Source organism: Bradyrhizobium sp. USDA 4504 (assembly GCF_054063995.1).
This window is the reverse complement of the sequence record NZ_JBSSGV010000001.1, coordinates 1,311,345-1,326,398: the sequence shown is the minus strand read 5'-3', so window position 1 is coordinate 1,326,398 and position 15,054 is coordinate 1,311,345. Positions and strand designations below refer to the sequence as shown.

The following is a 15,054-nucleotide window of genomic DNA, read 5'->3' as shown; positions in this document are numbered from 1 at the left end:
ACTTGGACCCTCAGTGATGGATGACGGAGGCACGTTCGACGATGGCGCCAAGACCTTCCGTCGATGGAAGCCCGCCCAATACCTGCATCCCGTCCGCGCCAAGCCTGGATTTCACGAACAGTTCGGCGGTAGCGGCGTCGCCATGCTTCAGCATCTCGGCGGCCTGCAGCGCATGCGCCATGCGGGTGACGAGTGCTCTCGCATGCCCGTCGTCCGGGTATCGAGCACGCAAGCGATCGGCGAGATCGTCCGTGCTTCGGTCATAGACCGGATTGAGGCCCCTGCTCGCACGCAACTCGTCGACGAATGCGTCCCGGCAATTCGCATCGCGTTGCATGGCGCGCAAAACGTCCATGCACATCATGTTCGAGGTGCCTTCCCAGATCGAATTCAACGGCGCCTCGCGATAGAGCCGGGCCATCGGATTCTCCATGATGAAGCCGTTGCCGCCATGCACCTGCAGGCATTCATAGGTGAAGGCCGGCGCGCGCTGGCAGTTCCAGAACTTCATCACGGGTGTCGCGACCCGCGCCAGCAATCGCTCGTGTTCGCTTGTCTGCAGACCGTCGGTCGCGCGCGCGATGCGAAACGCGCCGAGCATCGCCGCCTCGCTCTCGAGCGCGAGGTCGGCGAGCACGTTGCGCTGCATCGGAAGCTCGGACATCGGCTTGCCGAACGCCGTTCGCGTTTGCGCGTGGTTGAGGGCGAGGCTCAGCGCCTGGCGCATCAGCCCGGCGGAGCCGACCGCGAAATCCAGCCGCGTCAGATGGGCATGCGAAAGGATTTCCGCGATGCCGCGGCCCTCTTCGCCAACCAGGATCGACCACGTATCGTGGTACTCGATCTCGCTCGACGCGTTCGACCGGTTACCGCACTTGTCCTTCAGACGCTGAATGTGGATGCGGTTGGCACTGCCATCGGGCAGCAGGCGCGGCACGAACAGGCAGCTGACGCCGGACTGGGTGCGCGCCAGCGTGTAGAATCCGTCGGCCACCGGCACCGAGAAGAACCATTTGTGGCCGGTGAGCGCATAGATCTCGCCATGCGCGCCGCGCTCGACAAAGCGCGCGGTGGTCTGGGTCTCACGCAGATCGGAGCCGCCCTGCTTTTCGGTCATGGCGTAACCGATGACCGCGGAGCGCTTGGCCTCGATCGGAAGCCGCCGCGGATCGTAGTCCGCCGCCAGCGTTCGCTCCCGCCACAAATTGAATTGCGGCTTGCCGGAGAACCCGGCGATCGCGGCGTACGCCATCCCGGTGGGGCAACCGACGCCGTTCTCGATCTGGTTCCAGAGATAGCTCAGCGCCGCACGCGCCAGATGGCCGTGTGGTTCGCGCGTCGACCAGGCGAGGCTATGCACCTCGCTCCGGAACGCCAGCGCCATCAATTGATGCCAGGCCGGATGAAATTCGACCCAATCATTGCGGTTGCCATACCGGTCATGGGTCAGGAGCTTCGGTTCGTGCTCGTTGGCCAGCCGTGCCGCCTCCTGCACGGATTCGCTGCCGGCATGAGCTCCGAGCGCGGAAAGCTTGTCTTTCGCCCACGGCGCGATCGTCGCGATCAGGCCACTCAGCGCGCGGTCGTCATCGAACGCATTGAAGCCGAGCGCCGGCCGCGCCTGATTGCGTACTTCATGGGTCGCAAACGGAGCGGCTTTCGCTTCAGCGACGGCAACCGGCTGGACGCGCGCGTTCATGCGGAGACTCGCGATACAGGGATGAGTTCAGGCGTGGCGTGGCGAAACAGCATGCGCGCGGAAAGCCCTGCGATCGACTGTGCGATCGCCTTCGCCGCGTCGGAATCGGGGGCCGCTTCGGGCGCAAGGGGACCGACCAGCGCCTCCATGAAGGCGCCGGTCACGCAGGATGCCGCGACGTTCGCGTCGATCTCGACGAACTCACCGCCGGCGATACCGCGCCGAACCAGCCTTGCGATCTGATCGGCCAGGGCCGCCCGGTATTTCAGGCGCGCCGCGTCGATCTCGGGTTCACAGGGTTCGGCGATCAACGCGTACGCCAGGCGGCGGCCGCGCATCGCCCGGACCGCGAAAGTGTAGATCGCGTCGACCAGGCACTGGGACGCCGAGCCTTCCGCCTCGACGATCGCGGCGACGACAGCCACCTCGCGCTCGGACACCAGGGCGAGCACCTGCGCGTACAGGTCCGCCTTGGAGTCGAAGTAGCGATACACGCTGCCTGTGGCCACGCCGGCCCGTGAGGCGATCAGGGCGATCTGGGCGTCCTTCCAGCCACTCAGCGCCACGGCCTCCCTGGCGGCATCGAGAATACGCGCTTTGGTTTCGACCAGCTGGTTGAGGCGAACGGCAGCGATTGCCATAGTGAACCTTAATTCATGAATAAAGGATCATAGTTCATTCTCGGATGAATAGCCGTAGCTGTCAAGCGTCGACCCAGCGCGGTCCGCGTAGGGCCTTCCCGGGGCGCCGGCGCGCTGCTGGCAAGTCGTCAGAGGCTGGCCGCGCGACCCCACCGGCCCGAGGGACACGGATATGCGGGGTCTCTCACCGCACAGCGCGCAAGTCCGCTGATCGCGTGGAACCGGAACAGCGTGGCATCGAGCGAAACCTTTGGGCATCAAAGCAAAAGGCCCGATCGCGATGCGACCGGGCCTGTGAGTTGAGCTTGATGCGGTGAGAAACCCGGTCCCTGCCCGGCGCAGCGGATCAGGCCGCCTTCGCTGTGATCAGAACGTCTTCTACCGGCATCAACACCTCGTTGCCGAGCAGGAAGCCGCGGCAGCTGCGCAGCGAGCGCAGCGCGCGGTTGAAGTCAATTCCGGTCGACACCAGCGCGCGCAGCGTCCGTGGATTGCGGGCGATGCCGCGCAGCACCTTGCGCAGGTCGATGTCGCCGTTCGGCTTCACTGCGGATTTCGCAAGTTCCGGTAGCGCCCGGTGCGCGGGATCGCTGATTACGCGCAATGCGGCAAACGGAATGCGGGCCTTGGCGGCATAGGCCGCCGCGATATGGCTCTCCATATCGACCGCGGCTGCGCCCGTCATCGAGCGCAGAGCGGCCTTGCAGGCCTTTGCCGCGATCACCTCTTCCACGCCGGCGAGACTGCCGCGGACGATCCTGCGGCGCTTCAGCGCGGCGCTGGCGATCATCTCTTCGTTCAGCGCGGATGCGGCCAGGAAACGGGTATCGCCCGACATCACCTCGGTCGCAACCACGACGTCGCCTGACTTGAGCGACGGATCGAGCCCGCCGGCCACGCCGAACGAAATCACGCCACGGAAGGTGCTCGGATCCAGCGTCGCCAGCAACTCACGCAGCTGCTGCGGATCGCTCGAACTGCAGATTACGATCATGCCGGGGCCTGCCGCGATGCGAGCCTCCTGCACCAATCCAGTCACAATCAATACCGGCCGAGGATCAATTCTACTGCCCACGGTCTCGGCGGCCCCCGCCTCAACAATCACATCCCGACCCCTACCACCCTGCTATTGGTGCTTCTCAAATTTCGATACCGCGCCAGCGCCCAGAGCGGAAAGAACTTCGAGTAGCCATGATATCGCAAGTAAAATACCCGCGGAAACCCCGTAGCTGTGTATCGCTGCTCGTCCCACAGCCCTTTTTCCGTCTGTGTTGCCTTTAGGTACTCCACCCCGCGCGTAACAGCGGGATTTTCGACCTCTCCGGCCGCCATCAATCCAAGCAAAGCCCATGCCGTTTGCGAGGAGGTCGAAGGCGCAACTTCATAACCCTTGTAATCCAGCCGGTAACTGACGGCGTCCTCGCCCCAGCCGCCGTCCTGATTCTGGACTGACGCCAGCCAGTCGACCGCCTTCCGAATCATCGGGTCGTTGCGATCGACCCCTGCGACATTTAGCGCCGAGAGCACCGACCAGGTGCCGTAGATGTAGTTCAGGCCCCAGCGGCCGTACCAGGAGCCCTCGGCAAGCTGGGTGCGGCGCAAATAAGCGACGCCGTCAGCCATCGCCTTGTTGCTCTCGGCGGTCTCGCCGAGCTGGCCCAGCATCGAGATGCAGCGCGCGGTGACATCCTCGGTCGGCGGATCCAACAATGCGCCATGATCGGAGAACGGGATGTTGTTGAGGTAATATTCGAGGTTGTTGACGTCGAATGCGGCCCAGCCGCCATCGCGGCTCTGCAGCCCCTCGATCCACTCGCGGCCGCGCGCGATGGACTCATCATATTCCCTGGTTCCGGTATGACGCCGCACGCGATCCATCGCCATCACGACCACCGCGGTGTCATCGAGATCGGGATAATGGTCGTTGTTGTACTGGAACGCCCAGCCGCCCGGGCGGACGTCCGGCGCCTTGACCGCCCAATCGCCCTTCAGGTCCAGCACCTGGCGCGGCTTCAGCCAGTCGAGGCCCTGCCTGGCCTTGGCCAGGGTGTCGTCGCCGCCCGCTTCCTGCAGCGCATGACAGGCCAGCGCGGTGTCCCACACCGGCGAAACGCAGGGCTGGCAATAGGCCTCGTGTTCGCTAATCACGAGCAGCTTGTCGATGCCGCGGCGGGTGGTGGCGCGCGGCGGGAAATTCTCGTCCTTGCCGAGCGCCTCGTACATCATGACGATGTTGGCCATCGGCGGATAAATCGCGCCCATGCCGTCTTCGCCGTTCAGCCGCTCTTCGGTGAAGGCGAGCGCGGCATCGATCGCGCGCTGGCGCAGGCTCTTCGGAAACAACGGCTCGATTACCCGCAGCACGGCGTCGAGCGAGCGGAACAGATAGAACCAGCTCGCGCTCTGATGCGGCGCCTTCGGCGCCATGCGGACCGATTTCGGATCCTCCAGGAACAGTTCGTCGATGCCGACGCCCTTCGGATTCTTCGCACGCGGCTTCAGCGCGGCAAGCACCATCAGCGGCACCATGGTGGTGCGCGCCCAGTAGGAGATCTTGTTGATGTGGAACGGCGACCACATCGGCAGCAGCATGATCTCGATCGGCAGCACCGGCGTCGCGCGCCAGGTCACGACGCCATAGAGCGCGAGCAGGAATCGCGTGAACACGTTGCTGCCCGAAGCGCCGCCGCGCGAACGGATCGCCTCGCGCGCCCGCGCCATGTGCGGCGCGTCGACGGAATCGCCGATCATCTTCAGCGCGAAGTACGACTTCACGCTGGCGCTCATGTCGAACGGGCCGTCATGCACCAGCGGCCAGCCGCCATGGGCGCCCTGGACGCGGCGCAGATAGTTGCCGATCTTGGCCTCGAGCCCGGCATCGATCGGCTCGGCCAGGTAGTGACGCAGCAGGATGTACTCGGCCGGAATGGTGCTGTCGGCCTCGAGCTCGAACACCCAGTGCCCGTCGGATTGACGGTAGCCGAGCAGCGCTTCGGTTGCCTTGGAGATGCTCTTCTCCAGCGCGACCGGGTCGACTGCAACGCTGTGATCTCTCGCAAGCATTTCGCTCGATATCCTCTTCATCGCGGGCCGGCTGATCGAAAGCCGCGGCCGCTCCAGAGCATGATCCGATTGCTTCGGATCACGTTCTTGTCCTTCTGTTTGGTCGCGTTTTCTTCACGCGAACCGGTAGCCACTTCGCTCGAAAACGCGCCAACAGGTCGAATCTAACGTCTGGCCAGAACCAGATCGGCGGCGCGATCCCCCGATCGCACCGATCCCTCGATGGTTGCCGGCAACCCGGTAGCAGTCCAGTCGCCGGCAAGGAACAGGTTTTTTTGCGCCGTCGCGGGCCCCGGACGCAGGGCATTCTGTTCCGGCGTCGCCTCAAATGTGGCACGGCGCTCACGCACGATCTGCCAGGGCGGCAGGTCGCCGGAAACCCCCGAGGCCTCGCAGATGTCCTGCCAGATCGCCAGCGCGAGCTCCTCGCGCGGCATGTCGACCAGGCGGTCGCCGTTGCTGATCGTCACCGACAGCCGTTGCGGGAACGCGAACAGCCACTCCACGAGGCCGCCGACCACGCCGAGAATGGGCGCAGCGTCGCGCGGCGGATCGACGCGGAAATGCGCGTTCACGATGGCGCGGAATTTGGTCGGGGTTTTCAGGCCGGGCAGCAGTGCGGCCGCGGCCCGCGGCGGCACCGCAAGCACGACGGCGTCGTCGGCTCCCAGCGCGACCTTGTCGCCATTGCCAAAATCGAGCTCACTGATGCGATCACCCGACATGCCGAGCGCACGCAATTCGTGACTGAACTGAACGCTGTGGCCCCTCTCCTGCAGCAGCTTCACGGCCGGCTCGATCAGGACCGAGCTCAGGCCGTCGCGCGCGATCAACGGACGGCAGGCCTGCCCGCCCGCGAGCAGCGTCTCGCGCACGATGGCGCCCGCGAGCCCGGCCGAGCCCTCCGGCGGATCGACGTTCAATGCGGCGAGCAGCAGCGGCTGCACCAGGCGGTCATACAGCGTGCCCTTGCAGGGAATAGTGTTGCCGACCAGCGCACCGGTGCCGGCCCAAGCCAACGGCGCCAAGGCGAGATAGTCGCGCAGGCTAGTGTCCGGGACGCGGCGCGCCTCGTCGAACACCCACAGCGGCAGGCGGGAATCGCCGAGGTCGAGCTGCCAGCGCCGGCCGCTGGCAAGATTGACGAACGGAAACTGCGCGCGCGCAGGCCCGACGAGGCCGGCCTCGGTGCCGATCGCGCGCGCGTAGCTCAGCGCATGGCGATTCCCCGACAGCAACAGATGGTTGCCATTGTCGATGGTGAGATTGGTGGCCGCGTCGAAATAGGAGCGGCAGCGGCCGCCGGCCTGCTGCGTTGCCTCATGGACGAACACCTTGTAGCCGCCATTGGCGAGGCGCACCGCCGCGGAGAGGCCGGAAATGCCGGCACCGATGATATGAACGGTCTTTTGCATCAGATGATCGCGTAACGAAGAAGGATGCCGATCTTGGCGGCCTTGGACACACGTACCGGCGCGCGCGGCGCGGTGAAGCCGCGCGCGATCAGAAGATCGAGAATCGCGCGGTAGTATTTCGACATGATCCGCGGCGCGCGCACGGCGCGGCGCGAATTGCGCTTCATGATCTCGTCGGATTTCTGGAAATGCATCTTGGCCCGCTCGGCCAGCGGCGCGCACACCTTCGGCAGCGCGCGGTCGGCGGTGACGCGGGCCGGATCGTTATTGGTGATGCCGGCGTGCCAGAGCCATTCGCGCGGCAGATAGAGCCGGCCGAGGCCGGCATCCTCGTCGATGTCACGCAGGATATTGGTGAGCTGCAGCGCGCGGCCGAGGTGGTACGCGAGCTGGATGCCATCGTCCTCGGGCAGGCCGAACACGCGCACCGACAGTCGGCCGACCGCGCTCGCGACGCGATCGCAATACAAATCGAGCGTCGCGAGATCCGGCGCGCGGATGTCCTGCGGCACGTCCATCTCCATGCCGTCGACGATCGCGACAAAATCCTCGCGCTTCAGGCCGAAGGTCTTCACCGAGGCGACATAGTCCTTCAGCCGCTCCGGCGGATGCCCCGCATAGAGCGCGTCGATATCGTCGCGCCACTGCTGCAGCGCGGCCAGCCGCTCCGGCCGCGGGCCGTCGGAATCGGCGATGTCGTCGACCTGCCGGCAGAAGCTGTAGATCTGGAACATCGCCTCGCGCTGCGCGCGCGGCAGAATGCGCATCGCGGCGTAGAACGAGCTGCCCGACGCGGTGCTTCCGTAACTTGCGTTGGCCGCCGCCTCCACGCTCATGCGCCAGCCGCCGATTTGGAGACCGCACGCCGTCCGGTCGCACGCCGCGTCGTCTCGCCGGCCACGCCGCCAAGGCTCTGCAGCAGCAGTTCGAGCGGGCTCAGATGCACGCGCTCGCTGAGCGGATCGCGCACCTTCAGCATGTTGACGATCTTGTCGGCGAACGCCTGGATCACGGAGATCTCGAGCCCCAGCCTGAAATCCTTCACCTCGGCGGCGAGCGACTTGCTCTGGTCGAGCAGCGCCTCGGTGCGCACGGCGAGCGCCTGCAGGCATTTGAGCAGGGCCGGCTGCGATTTCGCCTCGCCGAGCATCTCGACGGTCGCGCCCGCGGCGGCCAGGGCATCGCGCGGCAAGTAGACACGGTTCAGGTTGCGGTAGTCCTTGCCGCAGTCCTGAAGATGATTGTTGATCTGCAGCCCGGCGCAGAGCGCGTCCGACGCCGCCCAGGTCGAGGTATCCTCGCCGTGCACGTCGAGCATGAACCTCCCGACCGGCATCGCCGAGTACCGGCAATAATCGATCACGTCGTCCCAGTTCTCGTAACGCAGCTTGGTGACGTCGAGGCGGAACGCCACCAGCACGTCGAGCGCGTGCCGCGGCGGCATGCCGCGCTCGGCGAAGGCGCGGCGCAGATTGACCGCTTCCTTCTGGGTGTCGCCGTTGCCAAGCAGCTCGGCCTCCATGAGGTCGAGGTAGCGCAGCTTCTCCTCGGCGGGCAGCGTGGCGTGATCGGCGATATCGTCGGCGGTGCGGACGAAATTATAGAAGGCCAGGATCAGGGCACGATGCCGCGGATGAATGATCCACGACGCGACCGGGAAATTCTCGTCGCGGTGGGTCTTTCCGGATCGCAGGTCGTTCGCGGTGGTCATGGGAAATTTGGGCTACACTGGTCATGGCACGACGCAGGCGCGAAAGGTCAGCGCATGCGGGGGATTTGCGAGCCCCATATAGGGGAATACGCCACCAAAACCAATGCTGTCCGTGACCGCCAGCATACCAAGCCCGTGGCCGGCACACATGCCGAGCACGGGCTTTGCGGCGATCCATGGGGCCCGAACCGGCCTTACTGGCCGTGGGTCTTCAGCACCTGGTCGCAGGCGGAGCTGATCTTGCTGCGGTTCTGCTGCAGGCAGGCGAGAATGGTGAAATCGCCCTGATCGATCACGGCGCGGCAGTGACGCTGCACGTCACGCGTGCAGGCCTTCTGCTCATCGGGTGTCCCGCGCGTCTGCTGCTGGGCGAAGGCGCTGGAGGAGAGCGGGATCGACAACAGGGCAAGAGCCAAGAGAAATTTACGCATCGTATTCCTTCATTTCCGACAGCAGAAAATCTGTTCCCGAAAAGCGCTTCGGCATGGCCGGGACGGATTTTGGGGATTTGCAGACGCCACGTAACGCGGCAACGGATTGACGACAAGCACCGCTAAATGCGGCTAAATTTGCGGCGCTGTAAACCCCTACATAAGTTATTGATTCGCAATGACGATTCGTGCCATCACTTTATCGCGTTCGGCTATTGCGGATAGCAGTTGCGCAAAGCTACATGCCGTCACGAAGCCGACGGTTTCTGATTCTGTTCGATGACAATATGGGCGCCGCGCGCCGTTTCTGTCGTTTGAACCTAACATTCTTCGGTGACACTAAACCTTCGATGCGGCGAGACGCTTTCTTGCGTAGGAAGCGTTGATTTTGATGGGAAAATTCACAATGAAACGGTTTGGTTCCAGCCTTTATGGTCAGGCTCTCAGGGCTGTGGGCGTCGGCGCCGCACTGATGCTCTCTGCCTCCGCCGTCCACGCCCAGGCCAGCGGGCCGTTTGCCGGTTTTGCCGGCTCGTGGACCGGAACGGGCACGGTGGCGCTGTCCAACGGCACGACTGAACGGATTCGTTGCAAGGCGGATTACAAGGTCGCACCCTCGGGCATGAGCCTGAAACAGTCCCTGCATTGCGCCAGCGACAGCTACAAGTTCGACCTCTCCAGCGACGTCACCAGCCAGGGCGACCGGATCTCCGGCAACTGGAGCGAGGCGAGCCGCAACATCTTCGGCAATCTGCAGGGCACCGCGGGCGGCGGGCGGATCGACGTGTTCGTCGAGGCGTCCGGCTTTGCCGCGAACCTGAACCTGCAGACCAACGGCTCCAAGCAGGTCGTGCAGATCGACTCCAAGGGCGAGATCCGCGGCGTCTCGATCACGATGACGAAGAGCTGACGCTCCCGGCCGATTGCGCCCACAAGACACAAAGGCCCGGTTCCGAACGCTTCGGAACCGGGCCTTTTTGCTGCAGCTTTTTGATCGCTCGTCGATCAGGCCTTTTCGATCGGCGCGGGCTGGCCGCCCCTGCCGCGGAGCTTTTGCGACAGGTTGATCAGGAACATCGAGGTCGGCCGCAGGATGAAGAGGTCCGCAACCAGGGCTGCGACCATCGAGAAGGCGCTGAGCCAGCCGAACAGGCGCAGCGACGGCAGGTCGGAGAACACGGTGACGACGAGACCGCAGGCCAGCACCACCGTGGTCAGGATCAACGCTGGGCCGACCAGGACGGTGGCGCGCTCCACCGCAAGTTCCGGCGTGACACCCGGCTTGGTCTCGAGCCGCAGGCGATTGAGGAAGTGGATGGTGGCGCTGAGGCCGAGGCCGAACGACACCGTCAAAGCCACCACGCTGGCGAATTGCAGCCCCTCCCCGAGCAGCCACAGCACCGTGCCCGACAGCACCACCGGGAAGATGCCCGGCAGGATGCAGGAGAACATCACCACGATCGAGCGGAATGCGAGCCCGATGAAGATCGCGACCAGCAGGAATTCGATAGTGAGGCCGTGGTTGAGCTTCTCGATCATGCTGGCGCTGTTGCGTGCGGCAATCACCGACAGACCCGTGACCGCGATCTCGTAGCCGGGATGCTCGGCGCGCACCTTGTCCAGCGAATGATCGAGCTTGTTCACCACCGGAAGCAACTGGCTCGAGTCCACATCCGGGACGCGGCCCGACACCACGACAGCATCCTGATTCTTGTCGATGAACCGGCGCACCAGGTGTTCGGGGATCAGGTCGACATATTCCTTCAGCGTCGCGACATCATTGCTGCCGGCCTTTTCGGCGAGCCAGCGCCGCAAGGTCTCCAGCGACCAGACGTTGCCGACGCCGGCAGAGTCCTCGACCAGTGCATGGACATCGGCAATCGTCTTCAAGGTCTCCGGCGAGTACAGCGATTGCCCCTTGGGGAATTCGATCAGCACATCGACCGGATTGGCGCCGGTCAGCTTGGCGTCGAGCCGGCTCGACGCCGCCACCGCCTGCCGCTTGTCCGGCACCTGATCGGCGAGCCGGTAGCGCGGCTCGAGATTGGCGTAGATGATGCCGAGGCCGCCGACCACGATCAGCGCAAGCAGGCTGAACAGCCCGGGACGGCCGACCATGCGCACCGCGATCCAGTAGCAGAAATTGCGCAGCGCCTGTACGCCGGCATCCGCGCTCTGGAACTTGACCGCAAAGATCTTCTCGTTGCGCACGAACAGGACGCCGAACACCGGCACCAGCGACAGCACCGCGATCAGCGCGATGATGGTCGCCGCCAGCCCGGCCTCGCCGAACTTGCGGATCAGGTCGGAATCCGAGAACTGCAGCGCGATGAAGGAAATTCCGGCCGTGCCGTGCGTCAGCACGCAGGCCGGTCCGACCACCAGCACCGCATTCTTGAACGCGGTGAACTTGTCCTGCCCCGCGATCAGCCGGTCGCGCGCGCCGCGAATGTCAGCTGCATCGAGTCGGAGAAGCTGATCACCATGATGAGCGGCGTCATCACGTTGAGGAACATGTTGAGGTTGAAATTGGCCCAGCCGAGGCCGCCGAGCGCGAGCAGGATCGCGATCATCGGCGGGAACGCCGCCGCCACCATGAAGGATATCTTGCGGAAGAAGATGATGGCGATGATGCAGCCGGCGAGGATGCCGAGGATGTTGTAGGTCAGGCCGTCGCGCTCGACCGCGTTGCGGATCTCGAGCTGCATGACCGGCACGCCGGACAATTGCGCATTGAGCCCGCTGCCGCCGAGGTCGTCGGCCATAATCTTCCTGATGTCGCCGACCACCTTGCTGAGCTTGTTGCTGCCGACCACCTCGGGCTCGAGCGATAGCACGATCAGCGCGAGCGTTCCGTCCTCCGACAGCAGCTTGCCGCGGATGATCTCGTTGCTTTTGACGGTCTCGACGAATTTGTCGTAGGCTGCGCCCTCGGGCAGCTCGTTCGGGAACAACGCCGCCGGCAGCTTGCCTCGCTCCGGCGCCTGGCGCGCGGAGAACAGCGACACCAGGCCGCGCACGCCCTCGACGAGTTGCAGATCCGTGACCATGTCACGCAGCTTGCCGAGATTGTCGCGCTCGAGCAGCGTCTTGCCTTCGACCACGACGAGCACGTCGAACTCGGTCGCCGGGAAGCGCTTGGTCACCGCCTCATACTGCTTGTAGTCCTTGGATTCGGAACGGAACAGCTGCGACAGCGAGTCGTCGATCTTGATCCGGTGCACGCCGAACACGGCGCCGATCAGCAACAGAACGAGGACGATGCAGGACAGGATCGGCGCCCGCATCGGGATCAGGCCGAGACGCTCGATCCCGAACGCGATGCTGAGGCCCGACCGCGGCTCTTCGATCTTCTCGACGTGGACCTGACTTTCGGAATTCTTTTCGAGCATGCCCTGTCCAGTTCTGAAAACGGCTCAATCTGTCTAGCTTGGGTCTAGGGGCGCGAATGAGGCGGGTGAGCGCAACTGATCAGCGCTAGTCCTTGAAAACACGCGAATATTGACCGGCGCCGGTTTTACCTGCCCGCCCCTTTGCTCGCAAGCGCGAGGGGCCGACCAAATCGACAGGGAACCGCCGACCCCCGCCATTAAGTATCTGATTTGTCACACCTTGGTAGCGCATTCCTCGACGATCCACCGCCGCTTTCATCTTTCAACGCGACCCCTGTGATCTGGCGTGCCAGGCCCTCGCGCACAAGCCACGAAATCCTGAATGCGGCCTCCACATAGCTCAGCCCGGCATGGTGGATGTTGGAGATGCAGTTGCGGTCGGCGTCGGTGAGACCGATTCGCGGCGCGAAGGTGAGATAGGCGCCGAGGCTGTCGGGAGCGGACAGGCCCGGCCGTTCGCCGATCAGCATCACCAGCATGCGCGCGCCGACGATGGCGCCGATCTCGTCACCGAGCGCGACCCGCGCCCCGGACGCTGCGATCACCGCGCCGGCCTCGATCTTGTCGGCCGCCAAGCGCGGCACGAGATGCCGGATCAATTCGACGGCATGCACATTGACCGCCGTCGGCGACAGGCCGTCGCCAATCACGATGGCGCAGGGGCATGCGGTGATGCCACACTTCTCCAGCGACCGCCGCGACGCAGAATCCAGCATGCGCCCGAGATCGGGCCGCCGCAGATAGTCGCGCCGGCTGTGCGCCTGGCTCGACACCTCAAGCGGCGTGATGCCGAGGCCGGCAAGACCGGCCGCGATCCCGCTGACATCGAAGGCGGCGTGGACGGCGTCGCGGGCGCGGGCATGGTCGAGCGTGAACGACAGCAGCGCATCGGTCGGCAGGCTGGCACCGGACCGGCCAAGGCCGACGCGCGCCGGCGTGAGCTCGCGCAGATCGGCGAGCGAAGGGGACGTGGGCGCCGGCGGTGTCGTCATGCTGTTATTCGGCGGGGACGGAAGCCTCGCGCAGCCGGATCGAGTAGTTCGAGGCGTTCTGCCGGCCGCTGGAGGCTGCACGCGCAAAGGTGATCAAATGATGCGCAACCAGTGTCGCCGAGATCAACCCCTCGATGTCGCCGCGCTTGAGCCGGCCGAGCGCAAACCTCCAGAACACGCGCTTGTAGTCGCCGAGCACGCCGACCTTCCAGAAGATGTTGCGGAGCATGATCAGGCCGCGCCGGATGTTGGCCCAGCTCTTCATCTCCGGGCTAACCGGCACCTTGATGCGATTGGCATAGGTGTAGTTGCATTGATGCAAATAGCGCGCGAACAGCTTCTTCGGCTCGTAGGCAACTTCCATGCATTTGCGCCAGGAACTGACCACGTCCTCGTAGGGCAGCAGGAACTCGACATTGGAGTCGCGGCCCTCGTCATCGATCAGGCGCCCGGCTTTTTCGAGCCGATCCCACAATGGCGTCTTCGGCAGCGCCTGCAGCAGGTTGATGGTGAGCAGCGGAATCCGCGACTCCTCGACGAAGGAGAGCAACGCGTCGCCGGTCTGGGGCTTGTCGGTATCGAGCCCCATGATGATGCCGGAGACGACCTCCATGCCGAACGAGTTGATGGTGCGCACGCCCTCGAGGATCGGAACCATCATGTTCTGATCCTTATGCATGGCCTTCAGCGCGTCGGGATCGGGCGTCTCGATGCCGACGAAGATCGTCACGAAGTAGGCTTCGCGCATCTTCTCCAGGATCTCGGGACGCTTGGCGATGTTGAGCGTCGCCTCGCAAGCGAGGCGCGTGACATATCCGGTCCGCTTCTGCCACTCGATCAGGTGCGGCAACAGCTCGCTCGCCGCCTTGCGGTTGCCGATGAAATTATCGTCGACGAAATACACGGTGTCGGTGGCACCACAGGCGCGCAGCTTGTCGAGCTCGGCGATGATCTGCTGCGGCGACTTCAGGCGCGGATTGCGGCCATAGAGCCCGGGGATGTCGCAGAACTCGCACTGATAGGGGCAGCCCGAGGAGAACTGGATGCTGCCGAGGAAATATTTCTTGGTTTCGGCGAGCTCATAGGCTGGCAGCGGGAATTCCGTCATCGGCAGCCGGTCGATGGTTTTAAGCACCACCTGCTCGTCGGGACGGCTGGTATCATGAGCCAGACGCTTGATCAGCTCATTGGTCGCATCGCCGAGCTCGCCGACGTGGAGGTAGTCGAATGAAGGATAGTAGTCCGGGCAAGCACTGACCGACGGGCCGCCGATCGCGACCACCAGGTCATGGTCATGCGCGCGATGGCAGATGTCGTTCATCTGCTGGCGCTGGATATGCATACCGCTGACGAACACGGCATCCGCCCACTCGAAATCCTCCGCCGTCGCCGGACGCAGATTCTCGTCGACGAAACGCACCGGCCAGTTCTCGGGAAGGTATGCGGCGATCAGCAGCAGGCCCTGCGGCGGCATGAACGCCTTGACGCCGTCAGTGAGGGGGTAGGCGTGCTCGAAGGTCCCAAACGACGACGTATAGCGCGGAAAAACGCAGAGGATACGTCGTACTGTCTTTATGCCCTCAGCTCTCATCAAACGACCCCGAAGCACCGGCAAATCTAACCACGGCGCGGAACGCTGGGCCAGAAATTCTTCAACATTGTGGCACTACTTAACGACATAACGACGAGATAGTTGCTCTGCAGAATTTC

The 15,054-nt window shown here is 64.3% G+C and carries 11 protein-coding genes and 1 pseudogene; 1 reads left to right on the top strand and 11 read right to left on the bottom strand.

All coding sequences use genetic code 11. From position 1 onward, the window contains the following. Window positions 1–10: 10 nt before the first annotated feature. The 8 genes from ACVMB1_RS05685 to ACVMB1_RS05650 form a co-directional block, all read right to left on the bottom strand. Window positions 11–1,699, bottom strand: a complete 1,689-nt coding sequence (locus tag ACVMB1_RS05685) for an acyl-CoA dehydrogenase family protein (RefSeq protein WP_141339505.1) — start codon at window positions 1,697–1,699, stop codon at window positions 11–13. Further along, window positions 1,696–2,340 carry a TetR/AcrR family transcriptional regulator gene (locus ACVMB1_RS05680; RefSeq protein WP_057015695.1) on the bottom strand — a complete coding sequence of 215 codons (645 nt, stop codon included), beginning with the start codon at window positions 2,338–2,340 and terminating at the stop codon, window positions 1,696–1,698. Before ACVMB1_RS05680 ends, ACVMB1_RS05685 begins: the two co-directional genes overlap by 4 nt. A 346-nt stretch (window positions 2,341–2,686) precedes the next feature. Then, window positions 2,687–3,445: a phosphorylase gene (locus ACVMB1_RS05675; RefSeq protein WP_076833044.1), complete on the bottom strand. Its 759-nt coding sequence runs from the start codon at window positions 3,443–3,445 to the stop codon at window positions 2,687–2,689. Beyond that, on the bottom strand, window positions 3,442–5,403 hold the full coding sequence (shc, locus tag ACVMB1_RS05670) for a squalene--hopene cyclase (protein WP_141339503.1): 1,962 nt from the start codon (window positions 5,401–5,403) through the stop codon (window positions 3,442–3,444). The genes ACVMB1_RS05675 and shc overlap by 4 nt, the downstream gene beginning before the upstream one ends. Window positions 5,404–5,567: 164 nt before the next feature. Then, the gene (hpnE, locus tag ACVMB1_RS05665) at window positions 5,568–6,818 is read right to left on the bottom strand and encodes a hydroxysqualene dehydroxylase HpnE (RefSeq protein ID WP_456848326.1); all 1,251 of its coding nucleotides are present in this window, start codon (window positions 6,816–6,818) and stop codon (window positions 5,568–5,570) included. Then, window positions 6,818–7,654 carry a presqualene diphosphate synthase HpnD gene (gene hpnD / locus ACVMB1_RS05660; protein ID WP_141339499.1) on the bottom strand — a complete coding sequence of 279 codons (837 nt, stop codon included), beginning with the start codon at window positions 7,652–7,654 and terminating at the stop codon, window positions 6,818–6,820. Before hpnD ends, hpnE begins: the two co-directional genes overlap by 1 nt. Further along, window positions 7,651–8,529, bottom strand: a complete 879-nt coding sequence (gene hpnC, locus ACVMB1_RS05655; RefSeq protein ID WP_456848324.1) for a squalene synthase HpnC — start codon at window positions 8,527–8,529, stop codon at window positions 7,651–7,653. The genes hpnD and hpnC overlap by 4 nt, the downstream gene beginning before the upstream one ends. A gap of 194 nt (window positions 8,530–8,723) precedes the next feature. Continuing rightward, window positions 8,724–8,960: a hypothetical protein gene (locus ACVMB1_RS05650; RefSeq protein ID WP_057015701.1), complete on the bottom strand. Its 237-nt coding sequence runs from the start codon at window positions 8,958–8,960 to the stop codon at window positions 8,724–8,726. Between the two features lie 406 nt (window positions 8,961–9,366). Here ACVMB1_RS05650 and ACVMB1_RS05645 point away from each other — a divergent pair, with 406 nt between their 5' ends. After that, a complete protein-coding gene (locus ACVMB1_RS05645) occupies window positions 9,367–9,870 on the top strand; it encodes a hypothetical protein (RefSeq protein WP_028331723.1) in 504 nt (167 codons plus the stop codon). A 95-nt stretch (window positions 9,871–9,965) separates the two neighbouring features. Here the strand turns inward: ACVMB1_RS05645 and ACVMB1_RS05640 are convergent. The 3 genes and pseudogenes from ACVMB1_RS05640 to ACVMB1_RS05630 form a co-directional block, all read right to left on the bottom strand. After that, window positions 9,966–12,352: pseudogene (locus ACVMB1_RS05640) on the bottom strand (efflux RND transporter permease subunit). A gap of 197 nt (window positions 12,353–12,549) precedes the next feature. Further along, entirely contained in the window at window positions 12,550–13,344 is a 795-nt protein-coding gene (gene eutC, locus ACVMB1_RS05635) for an ethanolamine ammonia-lyase subunit EutC (protein ID WP_141339493.1), read from the bottom strand. A gap of 4 nt (window positions 13,345–13,348) precedes the next feature. After that, window positions 13,349–14,935, bottom strand: coding sequence for a B12-binding domain-containing radical SAM protein (locus tag ACVMB1_RS05630; protein WP_076833026.1), 1,587 nt, complete (start codon window positions 14,933–14,935; stop codon window positions 13,349–13,351). Window positions 14,936–15,054: the final 119 nt, after the last annotated feature.

Coding starts and splice junctions, on each gene's coding strand:
- eutC (WP_141339493.1), bottom strand. CDS start 13,344: ATGACGACACCGCCGGCGCCCACGTCCCCTTCGCTCGCCGATCTGCGC.
- ACVMB1_RS05630 (WP_076833026.1), bottom strand. CDS start 14,935: ATGAGAGCTGAGGGCATAAAGACAGTACGACGTATCCTCTGCGTTTTT.
- ACVMB1_RS05680 (WP_057015695.1), bottom strand. CDS start 2,340: ATGGCAATCGCTGCCGTTCGCCTCAACCAGCTGGTCGAAACCAAAGCG.
- ACVMB1_RS05685 (WP_141339505.1), bottom strand. CDS start 1,699: ATGAACGCGCGCGTCCAGCCGGTTGCCGTCGCTGAAGCGAAAGCCGCT.
- hpnC (WP_456848324.1), bottom strand. CDS start 8,529: ATGACCACCGCGAACGACCTGCGATCCGGAAAGACCCACCGCGACGAG.
- hpnD (WP_141339499.1), bottom strand. CDS start 7,654: ATGAGCGTGGAGGCGGCGGCCAACGCAAGTTACGGAAGCACCGCGTCG.
- hpnE (WP_456848326.1), bottom strand. CDS start 6,818: ATGCAAAAGACCGTTCATATCATCGGTGCCGGCATTTCCGGCCTCTCC.
- shc (WP_141339503.1), bottom strand. CDS start 5,403: ATGCTTGCGAGAGATCACAGCGTTGCAGTCGACCCGGTCGCGCTGGAG.
- ACVMB1_RS05645 (WP_028331723.1), top strand. CDS start 9,367: ATGAAACGGTTTGGTTCCAGCCTTTATGGTCAGGCTCTCAGGGCTGTG.
- ACVMB1_RS05650 (WP_057015701.1), bottom strand. CDS start 8,960: ATGCGTAAATTTCTCTTGGCTCTTGCCCTGTTGTCGATCCCGCTCTCC.